The sequence below is a fragment of the Virgisporangium aliadipatigenens genome, from assembly GCF_016863615.1.
GTDB classification, from domain to species: domain Bacteria; phylum Actinomycetota; class Actinomycetes; order Mycobacteriales; family Micromonosporaceae; genus Virgisporangium; species Virgisporangium aliadipatigenens.
The window spans coordinates 117,135-132,169 of sequence record NZ_BOPF01000028.1 but is presented as its reverse complement, the minus strand read 5'-3'; the positions used below and the strand labels follow the sequence as shown (position 1 = coordinate 132,169).

The 15,035-nt window shown below is 72.0% G+C and carries 16 protein-coding genes; 7 read left to right on the top strand and 9 right to left on the bottom strand.

All coding sequences use genetic code 11. From position 1 onward, the window contains the following. Nucleotides 1-108 precede the first annotated feature (108 nt). The 4 genes from Val02_RS32130 to Val02_RS32115 all read right to left on the bottom strand — a co-directional run bounded on the left by Val02_RS32130 (nt 109) and on the right by Val02_RS32115 (nt 4,295). The gene (locus Val02_RS32130) at nt 109-1,713 is read right to left on the bottom strand and encodes a S8 family serine peptidase (protein WP_239153489.1); all 1,605 of its coding nucleotides are present in this window, start codon (nt 1,711-1,713) and stop codon (nt 109-111) included. 145 nt (nt 1,714-1,858) lie between these two features. Beyond that, a complete protein-coding gene (locus tag Val02_RS32125; RefSeq protein ID WP_203903014.1) occupies nt 1,859-2,800 on the bottom strand; it encodes a glycoside hydrolase family 16 protein in 942 nt (313 codons plus the stop codon). A gap of 69 nt (nt 2,801-2,869) precedes the next feature. Continuing rightward, the gene (locus Val02_RS32120; protein WP_239153488.1) at nt 2,870-3,463 is read right to left on the bottom strand and encodes a SigE family RNA polymerase sigma factor; all 594 of its coding nucleotides are present in this window, start codon (nt 3,461-3,463) and stop codon (nt 2,870-2,872) included. 1 nt (nt 3,464) lies between these two features. After that, complete coding sequence (locus Val02_RS32115) at nt 3,465-4,295, bottom strand: hypothetical protein (RefSeq protein ID WP_203903013.1); 831 nt, start codon at nt 4,293-4,295, stop codon at nt 3,465-3,467. A gap of 111 nt (nt 4,296-4,406) precedes the next feature. Here Val02_RS32115 and Val02_RS32110 point away from each other — a divergent pair, with 111 nt between their 5' ends. From Val02_RS32110 to Val02_RS32100, 3 genes are all read left to right on the top strand, one after another. Then, a complete protein-coding gene (locus tag Val02_RS32110; RefSeq protein ID WP_203903012.1) occupies nt 4,407-5,273 on the top strand; it encodes an NAD(+)/NADH kinase in 867 nt (288 codons plus the stop codon). 32 nt (nt 5,274-5,305) lie between these two features. Beyond that, on the top strand, nt 5,306-6,496 hold the full coding sequence (gene dinB / locus Val02_RS32105) for a DNA polymerase IV (protein WP_203903011.1): 1,191 nt from the start codon (nt 5,306-5,308) through the stop codon (nt 6,494-6,496). A gap of 144 nt (nt 6,497-6,640) precedes the next feature. Then, nucleotides 6,641-7,009, top strand: coding sequence for a response regulator transcription factor (locus tag Val02_RS32100; RefSeq protein ID WP_203903010.1), 369 nt, complete (start codon nt 6,641-6,643; stop codon nt 7,007-7,009). 6 nt (nt 7,010-7,015) lie between these two features. Here Val02_RS32100 and Val02_RS32095 read toward each other — a convergent pair whose 3' ends face one another. Next, nucleotides 7,016-7,183, bottom strand: a complete 168-nt coding sequence (locus tag Val02_RS32095) for a hypothetical protein (RefSeq protein WP_203903009.1) — start codon at nt 7,181-7,183, stop codon at nt 7,016-7,018. Between the two features lie 173 nt (nt 7,184-7,356). Here Val02_RS32095 and Val02_RS32090 point away from each other — a divergent pair, with 173 nt between their 5' ends. After that, entirely contained in the window at nt 7,357-7,608 is a 252-nt protein-coding gene (locus tag Val02_RS32090; protein ID WP_239153487.1) for a hypothetical protein, read from the top strand. A 20-nt stretch (nt 7,609-7,628) separates the two neighbouring features. After that, nucleotides 7,629-7,967: a hypothetical protein gene (locus Val02_RS32085; RefSeq protein WP_203903008.1), complete on the top strand. Its 339-nt coding sequence runs from the start codon at nt 7,629-7,631 to the stop codon at nt 7,965-7,967. Here the strand turns inward: Val02_RS32085 and Val02_RS32080 are convergent. From Val02_RS32080 to Val02_RS32070, 3 genes are all read right to left on the bottom strand, one after another. After that, nucleotides 7,964-8,929, bottom strand: a complete 966-nt coding sequence (locus Val02_RS32080; RefSeq protein WP_203903007.1) for a Clp protease N-terminal domain-containing protein — start codon at nt 8,927-8,929, stop codon at nt 7,964-7,966. The genes Val02_RS32085 and Val02_RS32080 overlap by 4 nt on opposite strands. 101 nt (nt 8,930-9,030) lie before the next feature. After that, nucleotides 9,031-9,681, bottom strand: a complete 651-nt coding sequence (locus Val02_RS32075) for a response regulator (RefSeq protein WP_203903006.1) — start codon at nt 9,679-9,681, stop codon at nt 9,031-9,033. Then, a complete protein-coding gene (locus Val02_RS32070; protein ID WP_239153486.1) occupies nt 9,678-10,871 on the bottom strand; it encodes a sensor histidine kinase in 1,194 nt (397 codons plus the stop codon). Before Val02_RS32070 ends, Val02_RS32075 begins: the two co-directional genes overlap by 4 nt. 179 nt (nt 10,872-11,050) lie before the next feature. Here Val02_RS32070 and Val02_RS32065 point away from each other — a divergent pair, with 179 nt between their 5' ends. Together Val02_RS32065 and Val02_RS32060 are read left to right on the top strand one after the other, a co-directional pair. Beyond that, the gene (locus tag Val02_RS32065) at nt 11,051-11,800 is read left to right on the top strand and encodes an ABC transporter ATP-binding protein (RefSeq protein WP_203903030.1); all 750 of its coding nucleotides are present in this window, start codon (nt 11,051-11,053) and stop codon (nt 11,798-11,800) included. A 175-nt stretch (nt 11,801-11,975) separates the two neighbouring features. Beyond that, the gene (locus Val02_RS32060; RefSeq protein ID WP_203903005.1) at nt 11,976-14,579 is read left to right on the top strand and encodes an ABC transporter permease; all 2,604 of its coding nucleotides are present in this window, start codon (nt 11,976-11,978) and stop codon (nt 14,577-14,579) included. A gap of 94 nt (nt 14,580-14,673) precedes the next feature. Here the strand turns inward: Val02_RS32060 and Val02_RS32055 are convergent, their stop codons facing one another. Then, nucleotides 14,674-14,997, bottom strand: a complete 324-nt coding sequence (locus Val02_RS32055; RefSeq protein ID WP_203903004.1) for a putative quinol monooxygenase — start codon at nt 14,995-14,997, stop codon at nt 14,674-14,676. Between the last annotated feature and the right edge of the window lie 38 nt (nt 14,998-15,035).

Below are 15,035 nucleotides of genomic sequence, written 5' to 3'. Positions count from 1 at the left end.
TTCCTCCCGGGGAAGGCGTCCCAGGAGGACCCTGGGGAGCCGTATCTACGGTCCGGCCGTGCCGGCGGTTCAATCGTTTGATCTATTTCCTGCGGAAACGTTGTCGTCCTAGCCCGCATCCCTTGCGGCTACTGCGTTCTCCCCGCTCTCGGAGTCGCGATCGCTGTCGTAGCCGGGGTTGTGGGTGTCGTGCGGGAAGTCGTCGTCGTCATCGTCGTCGTCATCGGGACGGGCCCAGCGGCGCAGCCGCAGCGCCAGCATCGCGATCGCCACGATGAGGACGATGACGAGCACGACCACGGCCAGGATCCGGCCGGCCGTTCCGGAACGACCGTCGTCGACCGGCGCCGCGTGCGTCTCGTCGGCCACCGTGGCGGACAGCGCCGCACTCGGGTTGATCATGCCGGAGCCGAACGACGTCGCCTGATCGCCGGCGGCGCCCATCTTGTCCGCGGTGACGCGCATGCGGTTGCGCACCTGCGCGGCGCTGAGGTGCGGGTAGGCCGCACGCACCAGGGCCGCCTCGCCGGCCGCGTACGCCACCGCGTACTGGGTGCCGCTGTTGACGACCACGCCGGTGCCGTTCGTGCCGAGGGTCGGCACCTCGATGCCGGGGGCCACCACGTCCACGGTGCCCGGCTGGTAGCTGCCGGCGAGCTGACCGTCCACGCCGACGCCGGCGACCGACAGCAGCGCGCCCGGTGCGCCCGGCGGGATTGCGGGCAGGCGCACGTTCTCGGTGGGCGCACCCGCCACCACCAGAACGTCGTGCTTCAGCGCACTCGTGACGGCCGCCGACACGGCCGGGTCGCGCAGGTCGACGAACGAGCCGAGCGCCACGACCGACGCGCCGGCCGAGACCGCCACCTCGACGGCTGTCGCCTCGGCGGCGGCGTCCGACTGGGTGGTGCCGTGCACGAGTCGAACGGGCAGGATGGTCGCCTCGGGCGCGATACCGACGACCGCGGCGTCGCCCTCGGGCTGCGCGCCGATGATGCTCGCCATGGCGGTGCCGGAACCCAGGCAGTCGGCGTCGCCGCGACCGCTGCCGGCGACGATGTCGGCGCCCTCGGTGACCCGACCGCTCAGCTGCGGCAGGCTGGCGTCCACGCCGGAGTCGATGACGGCGACGAGCACGCCCTTGCCCTTGGTGCGTTCCCAGGCCTGGTCCGGTGCCATGCGCAGGCCGGCCCAGTTGGACTGCGGGGTCGAGGCGGCGGCGGTGGCGCACTCCTTGCCGGTGTTGGCCGGGTTGTTGTTGGACTGCGGATTGTTCGACGGCTTCGGCGACGCGGGCGGGCTGGACGGCGGCCGTCCCTGGCCCTGCGCCGAGTTCGGCTGCGGCGACTTGGGCGGGGCGACGGGCGCCGCGGCGGGAAGCTCGCCGTACTGGACGCCGTCGCCGACCGCGTCCCACGGCAGGATCAGCGACCAGCCGGACTTCAGGGTGCGGGCGTCGGTGAGCTTGCCCCCGTCGAGCTGCGTGCGGCCGGCGTTCAGGTTGTAGATCTCGGTGGACCGCGCACCGTCGCCGAGGAGGCGCGTCGCGATGTCGTTCAGCTGCTCCGACCCGTCCTTGACGGTGTAGTACTTGACGTACTGCCCCGTCTCCGGCGCGGCCGGCGAGGTCGCCGGAAAGCCGAAGAGGATGACCCCGCCGATCAGCAGCAGGCAAGCCACCACGATCGACAGGCTCCGCCGCGTCGCCAACACCCACGTCCTCCTTCGCGCCTGCGAAACGTCCCCGGTCGGACGCGACACACCACTACGCACGGGTCCCCGGTTCGGTTCACAGCAATTCGGAAAGAAAACCGGGCCCGATGTCAACTGGTGACATCGGACCCGGCCCCGGACATGATCAACGAGCGGCGCAGGTGCCCGGATCAGTCCCCGTGACGCTGTCGGTGTGGGCCGTGCCGGCCGCCCGGAACGCCGCGACGCGGGAGGTCACCGCGGCGGTGTCGACGACCTGGCGCTCCGCGAAGTAGAGGTAGTCGACCTCCTGCTCGTAGGTGCTGGTGCCGCCGGTGTGCGAGTTCAGGTCGATGAACCAGATGTTGAAGTTGATCGACATGACGGTCTCCGGGTAGACGTGCCCGCCGTGCTCGGCGACCTTCACGCCGTCGATGTAGTAGCGCACCGAGCCGTCGCTGACCTGCAGCGTGTAGTCGTGCCAGCCGTTCAGGTCGCGGACGGTGGGAGTGGAGAGGTTGTCGGCCTGCCACGGGTCGGGCTGGTAGGTCTCGTAGGTCGTGTTGTGCATGGTCGGGCGGGTGCCGCCCCAGCCGCCGTTCGGCAGGTACTCGAAGTCGTTCTCGCCGTAGTCGGGGTCGTTGGGGAAGTCCAGCGGGGTGATGGTGAAGAAGGTCTGGTTGATCGGGTCGCCGTCGGCGCCGACGACGGGCGCGTTCGTGAAGCGGATCCGGGCCGAGTAGGTGCCCTCCTTGAACTTCCGCCGCTGGTACAGCTCGGAGTTGACGGTGCCGGTCGGGGTGCCGTTCGTGGTGGCCCGCAGGCGGGCGGTCTTGGCGCTGCCCGTTCCCGGGAAGTCCACATTGGACGGTGACCAGGTGTTGCCGTCGACGCCGGGACCACCGCCGCCGCTGCGCACGGTCCAGCCGCGCTGACGCAGCGCGGCGTCCGAGGAGGAGGTGTAGACGAAGTCGTCGAAGAGCTGCCCGCACGCGGCGGCCGCGGTGGTGTCGGCGTTACCGGCGGGTGCCAGGACCACGGCCGTCATGAGCATTCCGGTGAACGCGGCGGCGCCCAGCCCGATCGAGAGAGTCTTGCGAATTCGCATGCGCATATATGACGGCCGTCGTCATGAATGCGCATTCTTGGTCAAAAGGATTTAAGGCTGGCCAAAGGATCACGCCTCGGTGAGCAGCTCGGCGCGGTTGTCCCCGAGGAGCGCACGCAGCCGCGCCAACGACCGCAGGCTCTGCGTCTTGACGACCGACACCGAGATGTCCAGCACCTCGGCGACGCTCTCCACGCTCTGGTCCTCCCAGTAGCGCAGGATCACGATCGCGCGGTCCCGGTCGGAGAGCGTCTTCAGCGCCTGGATCAACGTGACCCGCAGTTCGGCGGTGTTGCCGGCGGGGTCGCTGCGATCGGGCACCTGCGGGATGGCCACCTCGCCGCCGCTGCGCTTGCGCCGGTGGTCGAACAGCGCGTTCATCAGCACCTTGCGGCTGTACGCCTCGACGCTGGCCGACTGCCGCACCCGCGCCCAGTTGACGTACATCTTCGCCAGGGTGATCTGGGTCAGGTCCTGCGCGAGGTGCCAGTCCTGGCACATCAGGAACGCCGTGCGCCGCAAGCGGGGCGCCGCCGCGTGGGCGAACGCCTCGAAGTCGTCGACGAGTGCGCGTTCCATCCGACCGCCGAACGCGCGGCGCCAGAGGGACTCCCGTGCGGCCGGGCGACCGACGGAGCTGAGGGCCAGGTCGATGGCAACCACGTCAGCCTCCCGAGATCTTCGGCGCGGAACCGAACTTCGCCGCACCGATCGAGACGAGATCGGTCGGCATCCGCACGCCCCAGCGGGGGTCGAGCACCACGTCGATCGCCTCCTGTTCGGTGAGCACCATGCGCCCCTCCGGATTGCGGGTCCCGTCCCAGGCGAGACAGGTCCCGAGGTTGAGCTGCAGGTACACGCCGTCGTCGCGGAACAGCGACACGACCTTCGACTGCACGCAGTTCTCCGGCAGTTCATCGATGGCGACCCGCCCGACGCCCGGCACCTCGTAGCAGCGCTGACCTCTGCCGCACTCGTCGAGGGAGCCGCTGAACGCGGCGACGCCGAGCCGGATCATGCCCGGCCCCTGACCCTTGTCCACGTACGTCTGCACGAACGTCGAACCGGGTGTCGCCTCACCCTCGCCCCACGCCTGGCCGCTGTGCGTGCCGGGCAGCAGCCGATCCAGCAGTTCCAACGAAGCGGCCCAGGTGGCGACCACCGTCGGGCCGCTCGACACGGCCGGGACCGCGAACGTCAGGCCGTCCTTGGCCAGCAGCGGCGACGGGGACGGCGACGGCTGGACCGCGGACTCGGCCGGCTGCACCGCGTAACGGTCGGGTGCGCTCGACGTACCGTCAGTGACGCTCAGCAGCAGTCCGAACGCCACCGCGAGGGTCACGACCGCGGCGACGGCTCCCGCGACGACGCCCACCCGGCGCCGGTACCGCAGGTGTTCGCCCTGGTCGATGGCGGCACGCACGAGGTCGCCGATGGGCGGCGAGTACTCCTCGGCCAACTCCTGCGTGAGGAGCTGGCGCATCCCGTGCGTCACAGACCGTTTCCTCCCTCTGGAAGTAAGACGGAGCCGAAGCTTCAAAAGGTCACCCGGACCCGGTCTTTTTTGAATCATGTCGCGTGGCCGACACAGCCGTACAGTGGCGCGATGGGAATGGTCCACACGGTCGGGCTGGTGCTGCACCCCCGGCGGGACTCGGCGGAAGCGATCGAGACGATCCTCGGCTGGGCGCGCGGCCGCGGGGCGACCGTGTTCGGGCTGCCCGACGAGGTCGACCGCATCGACTGCGAGGCGGTGGCGGTCGACGCCCCCACGCTGGTCGAGAAGGCGGACCTGCTGGTCAGCCTCGGCGGCGACGGGACGATGCTGCGCACCATGCGGCTCATCGCCGGCCGCGACACGCCCGTGCTCGGGGTCAACCTGGGCCGGCTCGGGTTCCTCGCGGAGATCGACGTCGCGGAACTGCCCGAGACGCTCACCGCGATCGACACGCACCGTTACTCCGTGGAGCCGCGGATGGCGGTCCGCGCGACGCTGGCCGGCCGCGGGGTGGTGACGGCGTTCAACGACATCGCCCTGGTCCGCATCCCCGGCGACGGGCTCGCCGCGGTCGAGGTCTCCGTCCAGGGGAACGCCTTCGTCAGGTACGCGGCCGACGCCGTGATCGTGGCGACGTCGACGGGCTCGACGGCGTACAGCTTCTCGGCGGGCGGCCCGATCGTGTCGCCGACGGTGGAGGCGTTCCTGGTGGTGCCGGCGTCGGCGCACTCGACGTTCAGCCGGGCGCTGGTGCTCTCCGCGGACGAGGGCGCCACGCTCGAACTCCTGCCGACGAGCGGACGGCTGGCCGTCGAGGTGGACGGCTCGGTCGAGGGGTATCTGACGCCCGGCGACTGCCTGACCGTGGCGGCCGTTCCGGCGGCGGCGCAGGTGGTGCGGCTGGGCGCGAAGTCGTTCTACGAACGGGCGCGTCGCAAGCTGCGCGTCAACGGGTCGCTGGAGATCGAGGACTAGATCTTTTAGAACATGTGTGCGAACGTTCTCGGGTGGCTCCCGAGGGGCGGTTCCTGCACGCTGACCTGGACGCCTTCTACGCGTCGGTGGAGCAGCGGGACGATCCCGCGCTGCGCGGCCGGCCGGTGATCGTCGGCGGCGGGGTGGTCCTCGCCGCGAGCTACGAGGCGAAGGCCCGCGGGGTGCGCACCGCCATGAGCGGCCGGCAGGCCAGGGGGCTGTGCCCGGACGCGGTCGTGGTGCCGCCGCGCTTCGCCGCCTACACGGCCGCGTCCCGGGCCGTCTTCGAGGTCTTCCGCGACACCACACCCATGGTCGAGGGGCTGTCGATCGACGAGGCGTTCCTCGACGTGGGTGGGCTGTGGCGCATCCGCGGTGCCCCGTCGACCATCGCCGCCAGGCTCCGCACCGACGTGCGCGAACGCGTCGGCCTGCCGATCACGGTGGGCGTGGCGCGCACGAAGTTCCTCGCCAAGGTGGCCAGCGGCGTCGCCAAGCCGGACGGCCTGCTGGTCGTGCCGACCGACGGCGAGCTGGAGTTCCTGCACCCCCTCCCGGTCGAACGCCTCTGGGGCGTCGGCCCCGTCACCGCCGGCAAGCTGCGCGAGCGCGGCATCGGCACGGTCGGCCGGGTGGCGTCGGTGGGCGAGGCCGCCCTCGTGTCGATGCTCGGCGGGCACGCCGGCCGGCACCTGTTCGCGCTGGCTACCGGGCGGGACCCGCGGCGGATCGAGGTGGGGCGGCGGCGCCGGTCGATGGGGGCTCAGCAGGCGCTGGGGCGGCGACCCCGTTCGCCCGAGGCGGTCGACGCGGCGCTGGCCGGGCTGGTCGACCGGGTGACGCGGCGGATGCGCGCCGCCGGCCGGGTGGGGCACACGGTGACGCTGCGGCTGCGGTTCAACGACTTCACGCGGGCCACCCGGTCGCGTTCGCTGCCGCGCGCCACGGCGCACACGCGCACCGTGCTGGACGCCGCGCGCGTGCTGCTCGCGGCGGCCCGCCCGCTCATCGCCGAACGCGGCCTCACGCTCGTCGGCGTCGCCGTCACCAACCTCGACGACGATCGCGCCGTGCAGGAGACGCTGCCCTTCGACGCCTGGTCCGGCGGCGAACTGGACGCAGCCCTCGACGCCGTCCGGGACCGGTTCGGCGGCGGGGCGGTGACCCGCGCGGTGCTGCTCGGCCGGGAACTGGACCCGCAGATGCCGATGCTGCCGGACTAGCTCTTCGTCCCGCCGACCGCGCCGGGACCGACCGGGCGGCCGGGGCGGGGTGCGGTCGGGTTGCTTCTCGACGGATGCCGTGACCGTGCGGCGATCGGCTGGTTACCTTCGGTCTCGCCGGACCGTGTGCACTGGAGGTAGTAGATGGCTCTCGTGGTGGTGGCCGAGGACGACGAGGACGTGCGGGAGTGGATGTGCCAGGTGCTGCGCCGGGCCGGGCACGAGGTGCTCGACGTGCCCGACGGGCAGGCCGCCCTGAACGCGATGTGGCAGCGCACGCCCGACGTCGCCGTGCTGGACATCGACATGCCCCGCATGGACGGACTCGACCTGCGGGCGGCCATCGGGGCGGACCCGTACCTGAAGGGTGTGCCGGTCGTGTTCGCGACGGGCAAGCTGGCCAACTCCGGCGAGAAGATCCAGGGTGTCGACGACGACGTGCTGGTGAAGCCGTTCAGCAAGGAGGTGCTGCTGGCTCACGTGGACAGCGCGCTCCAACGGGAGAGGTCCTGATCCGGCTCAGTCGACCTCGAGGTCGTCGGGGGTGACCGCGTTCTCCAGCAGTTCGGCCGCCATGCGGTCGAGGGAGGCGCGGTCGAGGATGAGGCCGCCGTGCCGGTACAGGCGCCAGCCGTCCCGGTGCTCCTCGGCCCGCCACTGCCCGTCGCGTGATTTCAGAACTCGCACGGTATGTGACTTTAAGTCTGATTTGTTCGCAGTGCGGGCAGAACGGCCGGACCGGCTATTCCGAGCTGCGTGGACGTAGCAGCGGCCCGCTCCGGACGTCGGCACGAGAGCCGGCCGGGACGCGCGCGCTGGTCATCCCCGACCTCGCCGAGCTGCGGAGTCCCACGAGCGGCGTGGTCGAGCTGTCGCACCGGCTGGTCCGGCAGGCCGCCCCGCTGCGCCGCTTCGACCTCGACGACCCCTACGACCTGCGGCACATGTACGAGACCATGCTGCGCGAGACGATCCGCTACGACGAGTTGCGCCGCTGGCTCGACGCCGAAACGCTCGTGCGGCTGTGGCCAGAGATGATCATGCCGCGCGGCGTGCGGGCCGCCTGGCAGGAGCGCTACCCGCAGTTGACGCGCCGACCGCTCGCGGTCTGATGCACATCAGCCTCGGCCATTTGCACCGCACACACGCGCCCGTGGTGCTCGACGTCGGACCGGTCATGCACATCGAGGACCTCCGCGCTTGGAAGGTCGCCGCGTTGGTCGCCCGCGCCGAGCACCGCGACCTGATCGACGTCGCCGCCTTCCTGGCCACGAACACCCCGGACGAGCTGTTGGCGCTCGCCCGGCGGGTCGACCCCGGTATGGAGGCCGACGACATCACCGCCGTGGGGCGTCGGGTCGACGAGGTACCGACTGCCCGCTTCGCCGAATACGGGCTCGACGCCGAGGCGGTCACGGAGTTGCGGCGGCGCTTCGCCGCCTGGCCCGCCGGCTGGCGGCGCACGACCTAGCCGCCCAGCGCCGCGAGGAGGCGGGACGAGCGGTTGGCCGGGTGGGCGGCGAGGCGTTCGAGGAGGACGGCGGTGTCCTCGGTCCAGTCCGGCCCCGGCTGCAGGATCTTGCCCGGCGGCACCTCGTCCGGCCGGTCGTCGAGCGTGGCGTCCAGGACCCGCCGGTGGTCGATCTTCTTGTCGAGCAGGCTCCGGCCGCCGTCGTAGTGCCGCGCGGCGGCGTACGTCAGGTGCGGGTAGGCGGCCGCCACCTCGTGCGTGACGAGCAGCGCGAGCAGGACGTCGTCGGTGCGGGTGGCCCGGCCCTGCCGCTTCGCGCGTTCGTCGGCCTCCAGGCGCGTCCACATCACCGGCCGGGCCGCGTGGTTGATCTCGCGGGCGAGGACGGAGAAGAGCAGCCGGTCCTTGAACCCGCGGCCACGGTAGCGGACGCGGCCGAGCAGCGCGTCGCGGGCGGGACGCAGTTCGGGGGCGAGGCGGTCCGGCCGCTGCGGGGCGGTGCCGGTGCGCAGGGCCTCCCGCACCTGTGCCGGGTCGGCGCCGCAGTCCCGGAGCACGGCGTTCGCCTCCGAGCCGGGGTCGTCGAGCATCGCGGCGAGCAGTGTCATCCGGGAGTCGTCGGTGGCTGCCCGCAGCGCCGTCGCCGCGGCGGCCGAGACCGGGAGCGTGCGGTCGTCGGAGGTTCCTCTTACCTGCACGTTCCCGTCGAACGGCCCCTCGGCGATCGCGCTCTCCCCGTCGTGCACCGTCCCGGCGTCCGGTTCGGCGGCCGCCCGGCCGGGGGTCCGCAGGACGGTGCGCACCACGATCGGCGTGATCTCGAAGGCGTCGAGCAGCGGCCCGACCTCCCTGTCCCGCGACACCGCGTACAGCAGGTGGCCGGTGCCGATCGGGCCGTTGGCCAGCCCTTTCCACGTCGCCAGCGTGTTCATCAGCTTGTCGCCGACCGTCAGCTGCTCCATCGCGCACTCCTCGCCGGGATGATCTATCGACATCGACGACGATATGGGCGCCCGCGATCGCGTCCCTCGGCAGGCCGACGGATCTTCGACTCCACCCCTGGTTAGGGGGCGCCGACGAGGTTCCGCTCCCAGGCCCAGGCGGCGATCTCCACCCGGTTGCGCGCCGCCAGCTTGGTCTGCACGCTGCCGAGGTGCGTCTTCACCGTGCCGATGGAGATGTACAGCTGCTGCGCGATCTCCGCGTTGGTCAGGCCGCGGGCCACCAGGCGCACCACCTCCACCTCCCGCGGGGAGAGCCCGGAGGTGTCACCGCTGGGCGCCGGCGGGTTGAGGCGTTCGAGCAGCCGAACCGTGATCGACGGGCTGATCAGGGCATCCCCGCTGACCGCCGCCCGGATCGCCTCGATGAGCAGCGCCGGCCCGGAGTCCTTGAGCAGGAACCCGCAGGCGCCGTTGCGCAGCGCGCTGTAGACGTACTCGTCCAGGTCGAACGTCGTCACCACGACCACGCGCACCGGATCGGCGACGCCCTCCCCCGCCAGTTGGCGCAGCGCCTCCAAACCGTCCATGCGCGGCATGCGGATGTCCATGAGCGCCACGTCCGGCTTCGTCTGCCGGGCCAGCGCGACGGCGGCCACCCCGTCGGCGGCCTCGCCGACCACCTCCATGTCCGGCTGTGCTCCGACGATCATGCCGAACCCGGTGCGCACCATCGCCTGGTCGTCCGCGATCAGGACTTTGATCCCGGTCATGACGTTCCCACCAATGGGAGGGCCGCGTCGACGACCCAGCCGCGGCCGATACCCGGACCGGCGCGCAGGCGGCCCCCGACGGCCTCGACCCGCTCCCCCAGCCCGACCAGCCCGAACCCCTTGCGATCGCCCGCCCGCACGAACGGCGTGCCGTTGTCGGCGACCCGCACCATCAGCCAGTCGTCGGTGCGGCGCAGGGAGACGTCCACGGCCGTCACGCCCTGCCCGTGCTGCCGCACGTTGGTCAACGCTTCCATGACGACACGGTAGGCGGAGGTGGTCACCTCGACCGGCAGGGCCTCCAGCGCGCCGTCGACGTAGAGCCGCACCGGCGGCCCGCCCGAGGCGGTGAACCCCTCGACCAGCGGCCCGAGGTCGCCGACCCCGGCGAGCGGGGCCAGCGGCGCGTCGCCGGCGGTGCGCAGCACCCCGACCATGCGGCGCATGGCGGTCATCGTCTCGGCGCCGGCGCGTTCGATCTGCTCCAGCGCGGTGATCACCCGGGCCGGATCGGACTCCGCGATGAACTTCGCCCCCTGCGCCTGCACCACGATGCCGGTGACGTGATGGGCGATGAAGTCGTGCAGGTCGCGGGCGAACTCCGCGCGCTGCTCCGCGCGGATCGTGGCGACCTGCCGGTCCCGCGCGTACGCGGTGATGCGCAGGTAGCCGGCGCCCACCCCGACCGCACCGGCGATCATCGACTGGAGCATGCCGAAGATGATGTACGTGTCGTCGACCCCGGAGCGCAGCGGCATCAGCGAGATCGCCAGCCATACGATGCCGCCGGCGACGACCGCGCCCGGCGTGGGTCCCCAGCGGACCACCAGGCCGAGCACGATGAGCAGGCCGATCGTCTCGGCGAGGCCCCACGAGCCGGAGTGTTCGTAGGTGTAGTCGTAGGAGATCGGCGTCAGCAGGATCGAGGCCGCCCCGAGCGCGGCCGCGCGCCGCCACAGCCGCGGCGAGCCGTCCCGCTGGGCGGGCACCCAGACGAGCGTGGTCGACACGGCCATCAGCACCATCGCCACGAGGAGCAACTCCGACCCGCGGCTGATGTTGCTCAGCACGTCGATCAGGCCGACCGCGGCCATCACCACGAACGCCGCGAGCTTGGCCATGCGGACCAGCCACGGCCGGGCCACCCGGATCTGTCGCAGCAGGTCCTGCTGCTGGTTAACGGCGTTCATCGGGATCCCAGCGTAGTGATGCGCCGGCCCGGCGGCCCCGGCTCAAAGTCAGGTCGGAGGGTCGGCCGAAAGTCGTAATGTCGCCCCTCCGCTTCCCGATCACCGGCCGATGCGCACATCGGTCGATGTTCGGCACTCTTCTCGGCGTCAGATGACCCGGAGGAGAACTCATGCGAACGATGGCCACGCAACTGCGGCCGGAGCAGACGGCGGCGGCCGTCGCGGCGGTGGAACTGGTGAAGGTGTACGGCAGCGGCGACGCCGCCGTGCGCGCCCTGGACGGGGTCTCGGTGACCTTCGCCCGGGCGGCGTTCACGGCGATCATGGGCCCGTCCGGGTCCGGCAAGTCGACGCTCATGCACTGTCTGGCCGGGCTGGACCGGGCCACGTCCGGTGCCGCGCTGCTCGGCGGGACGGACCTGACCACGCAGTCCGAACGGGTGCTGACGAAGGTGCGGCGCGACCGGATCGGGTTCGTGTTCCAGTCGTTCAACCTGCTGCCGCAGCTGACCGTGGCGCAGAACATCACGCTGCCGCTCGACCTGTCCGGCAAGAAGGCCGACCGGGCGCTGTTCGCCCAGTTGGTGAACCAGCTCGGCCTCGCCGACCGGCTCACGCACCGCCCGAGCGAACTCTCCGGCGGGCAGCAGCAGCGGGTCGCGTTGGCCCGCGCGCTGGTGACCCGGCCCGAGGTGCTCTTCGCCGACGAGCCCACCGGCAACCTGGACTCGCGCTCGAGCGCGGAGGTGCTCGGGCTGCTGCGCGAGTCGGTGTCGACGCTCGGCCAGACGGTCATCATGGTCACCCACGACCCGGTGGCGGCCGCCTATGCCGACCGCGTGGTGGTGCTGGCCGACGGCCGGATCGTGCGCGACCTCAACCGCCCGTCCGCCGCCGAGATCGCCGACGCGCTGGGAGCCCGCCAATGACCGCCCGGGAAGCACTGAGCGCGCGGCGGGTCGGCGCGGCGGCGCCTGGACTGAGGAGCGAAGCGACGAGGGAAGGCGGCGACTCAGGCGCCGTCCCGCCGCTTGCGCGGGCAACACTGAGCCCCGCGCCGGCCGTCCTCTTCGCCCCGGCCGTGGCGACCATGGGAGGGAAGCGATGAACCCCGTCTTCAGGAGCCAGGTCGGTCTTGCCGCCAGGCGGCCGGCACGACTCGTGCTGACCGGCCTCGCGCTGGCGGTGGCGGCGTTCGTGGTCTCCGGCACGCTGCTGGTCCGCGACGTCGTGCAGCGCACCGTCGTCGCCCAGCTGAGCGGCACGCCCTCGGCGGCCGACCTGGTGGTCGGCGACAGCGAGTCGACCATCACCCGCGAGGCCGCGAACGCCGTCAAGTCGGTGCCGGGCATCGCCGAGTCCGTCGTCCGGTTCAGCACCTATGCCGAGCTGAAGGGCGCCGGCAACGAGTGGCTGTCGATCGACGTGGACCCGGGGGCGGGCCCGCTGGCGACGGTGAAGGTCGTCCAGGGCGCCTACCCGAAGGCGGCGAACCAGATCGCGGTGACCAAGCGCACCGCCGAACGCCTCGGGCTGGCCGTCGGGACGACGACGGTGGCAACGTTCAGCGGCCGCGAGGAGGGCGACACCAAGAGCATCACGCTCACCGTCACGGCCGTCGTCGACGCCGACAACGACTGGGGCGTCAACGGCTACGCGCCGCAGTCGGTCGTGGAGACGCTGCCGGGTGCGGAGTTCACGCAGCGGATCGAGATCGTGCTCGCGGCGGGCGCCGACGCCCAGGCGGTGCAGGACCGGCTCAAGGCGGCGGTGAACGCGCCCGCGGTGAGGTACAAGCCGGAGCCGAACGAGGACGGAACGGTGCCGCCGGGGCCGAAGGAGACGCCGGTGCGCACCGGCGCCGAGGTGCGCGACGCCGAGGTCAAGCAAGCGATCTCCGACGTGGACGAGCTGTTCGCCGTCGTCGGCATGTTCCTCGCCATCGCCATCGGGGCGGCGGTGCTGGTGGCGGTCTCGACGTTCCGGATCGTCTTCGCGCAGCGGATGCGCCAGCTGGCGCTGCTGCGGGCGGTGGGCGCCGGGCGGGCCGCGCTGGTCCGGGCGCTGATCACCGAGGGTGCGCTGACCGGGCTGGTAGCCGGCACGGTGGGCATGCTCGCCGCCGTGGGCACGGGTCTGCTGGCCCCGCAGGTCGCGGCGGCGTTCGACAAGGAGGTGCTGTCGCCGGGCGTGCCGGTGCTGCCGCTGGCGTTCGTGGTGCTCGGGACGGTGTTCGTCGCGATCATGTCGGTGCTGGCGCCGGCGTTCACCGCGTCGCGGGTCGCGCCGCTGGAGGCGCTGCGGGCGGCGAGCACCCAGGGTGGGCGCAGCGGCATCGGCTGGTTCCGCGCCGGATTCGGTGTGTTGACGGTCATCGGTGCCGGGCTTCTCCTGGCGGGGGCCGTGAGCCAGCTGTCGCACGTCGACGACGAGTTTTACGACCCGACGGTTCCGATGCTGATGATCATCGGCTCGGGTGGGCTCGCCTACGTGGCGCTCGTGGCGCTCGGTCCGGTGCTGCTGCGGCCGGTGCTGGCGTTCGTCGGGTGGCCGCTGCGCCGGCTCGGTCCGCTGGGCCGCCTCGCGGTCGGTGGCGTGGGCGGTGCGCCCCGGCGGGCCGCCGCGGTCAGTGTGGTCGTCGCGCTGGGGGTGACCCTGGTGGCCGCGGCCCTCGTCGGTGGCGCCTCGATGCGCGCGCTCGCCGAGCAGGAACTGGCCGTGGCCGCTCCGGCGGACTTCGTGGTCACCGGGGAGAAGGGCGTGCCGCTGCCGGCCGGCAGCGTCGATCGGGCCCGCGCCTCCAAGGACGTGACGCGCGTGCTGCCCTACCGCACGGCCGAGGTCGACATCGACGGGACCAAGGACGAGCAGTCGCAGAAGCCGTGGAAGACCGAGGCCACCGACATCGATCTCAAGGCGCTCAAGGCGTATCCGCAGATGCGCGCCACGGAGGGCTCGCTCGCCGACATCGGTCCGGGCAAGGCCGCGGTGCGCAAGTACCTGGCCGTCAAGCTGGGCGTCGGGGTCGGCGGCACGATGACGTTCCGCAAGGACGGCAAGGCGATGACGGTGACGGTGGTGGCCCTGCTCGAACGCACCCCGCTCGACGTGGGCGTGCTCACCGACGCCGGCACCATGAACGCCCTCGGCCTCTCCGCGGAGCCGAACGCCTTCACCGCCGACCAGGCCCGCGAGGGTGCGGAGGCCCGCAATGCCGCCCGCAAGTCGCTGCGCGGCGTGGGCGGCGCGGAGGCGAGCCTCACGGTGAGCCTGCTCGCCGACCAGCGCGACGACCTCGACAAGGCGATCAACTCGGTCATGCTGGTGCTGCTGGGCCTCGTCGGCCTGACGGTCATCATCGCGGTCGTCGGTGTCGGCAGCACCACCGCGCTCAGCGTGGTCGAACGGGTCCGCGAGGCCGGCCTCCTGCGCGCGGTCGGCATGTCCCGGATGGGCCTGCGCGCGATGCTGACCACCGAGGCGTCGCTGTACGGGATCGTCGGGGCGGCGATGGGGCTGGCGCTGGCCGTTCCCTACTCGTGGCTGGCGATCGCCTCGATCGGTCACGGCGTGCCGGTGGAGATGCCGATCGGGCAGCTCGCGCTCGTGGTGCTGGTGCTGGCGGCGCTCACGGCGCTCGCCGGTGTCCTGCCGGCGCGGCGCGCGGCGAAGACCAGCCCGGTGGTGGCCCTGGCGACCGACGGCTGACGGACCGCACCGAGGGGGAGATAGCGGTGGCGGGGATGTCCTGGGGGGCGTCCCCGCCACCGTTCGTCCTTCAGAGAAACCGCAACCCCGTCAATTACTCGACAGCCATCTCGCCGAGCGCGGACCAGTCGTCCTGCGGAACGGTGAAGTTGACGATGCGGGGCGTCTCGGCCAGGTGCTTCGGCAGGTCCTGCCGGGCCTGGGCGAAGTGCGCCGAGCCCACGTGCGCCGCCCCGGCAGCGTCGTCCCGGAACGCCTCCACCAGCACGTACTCGTTCGGGTCGTCGACGCTGCGGGACCAGTCGAACCAGAGGCAGCCCGCCTCGGCCCGCGTCGCCTCGGTGAACCCCCGCGTGATGCGCGGCCAGTCGTCGGCATACTCCGGCCGCACCCGGAACTTGGCGGTAATGAAGATCATGCGTCACATCCTAGGAGCGCACGGTAATCGGCGTGCTC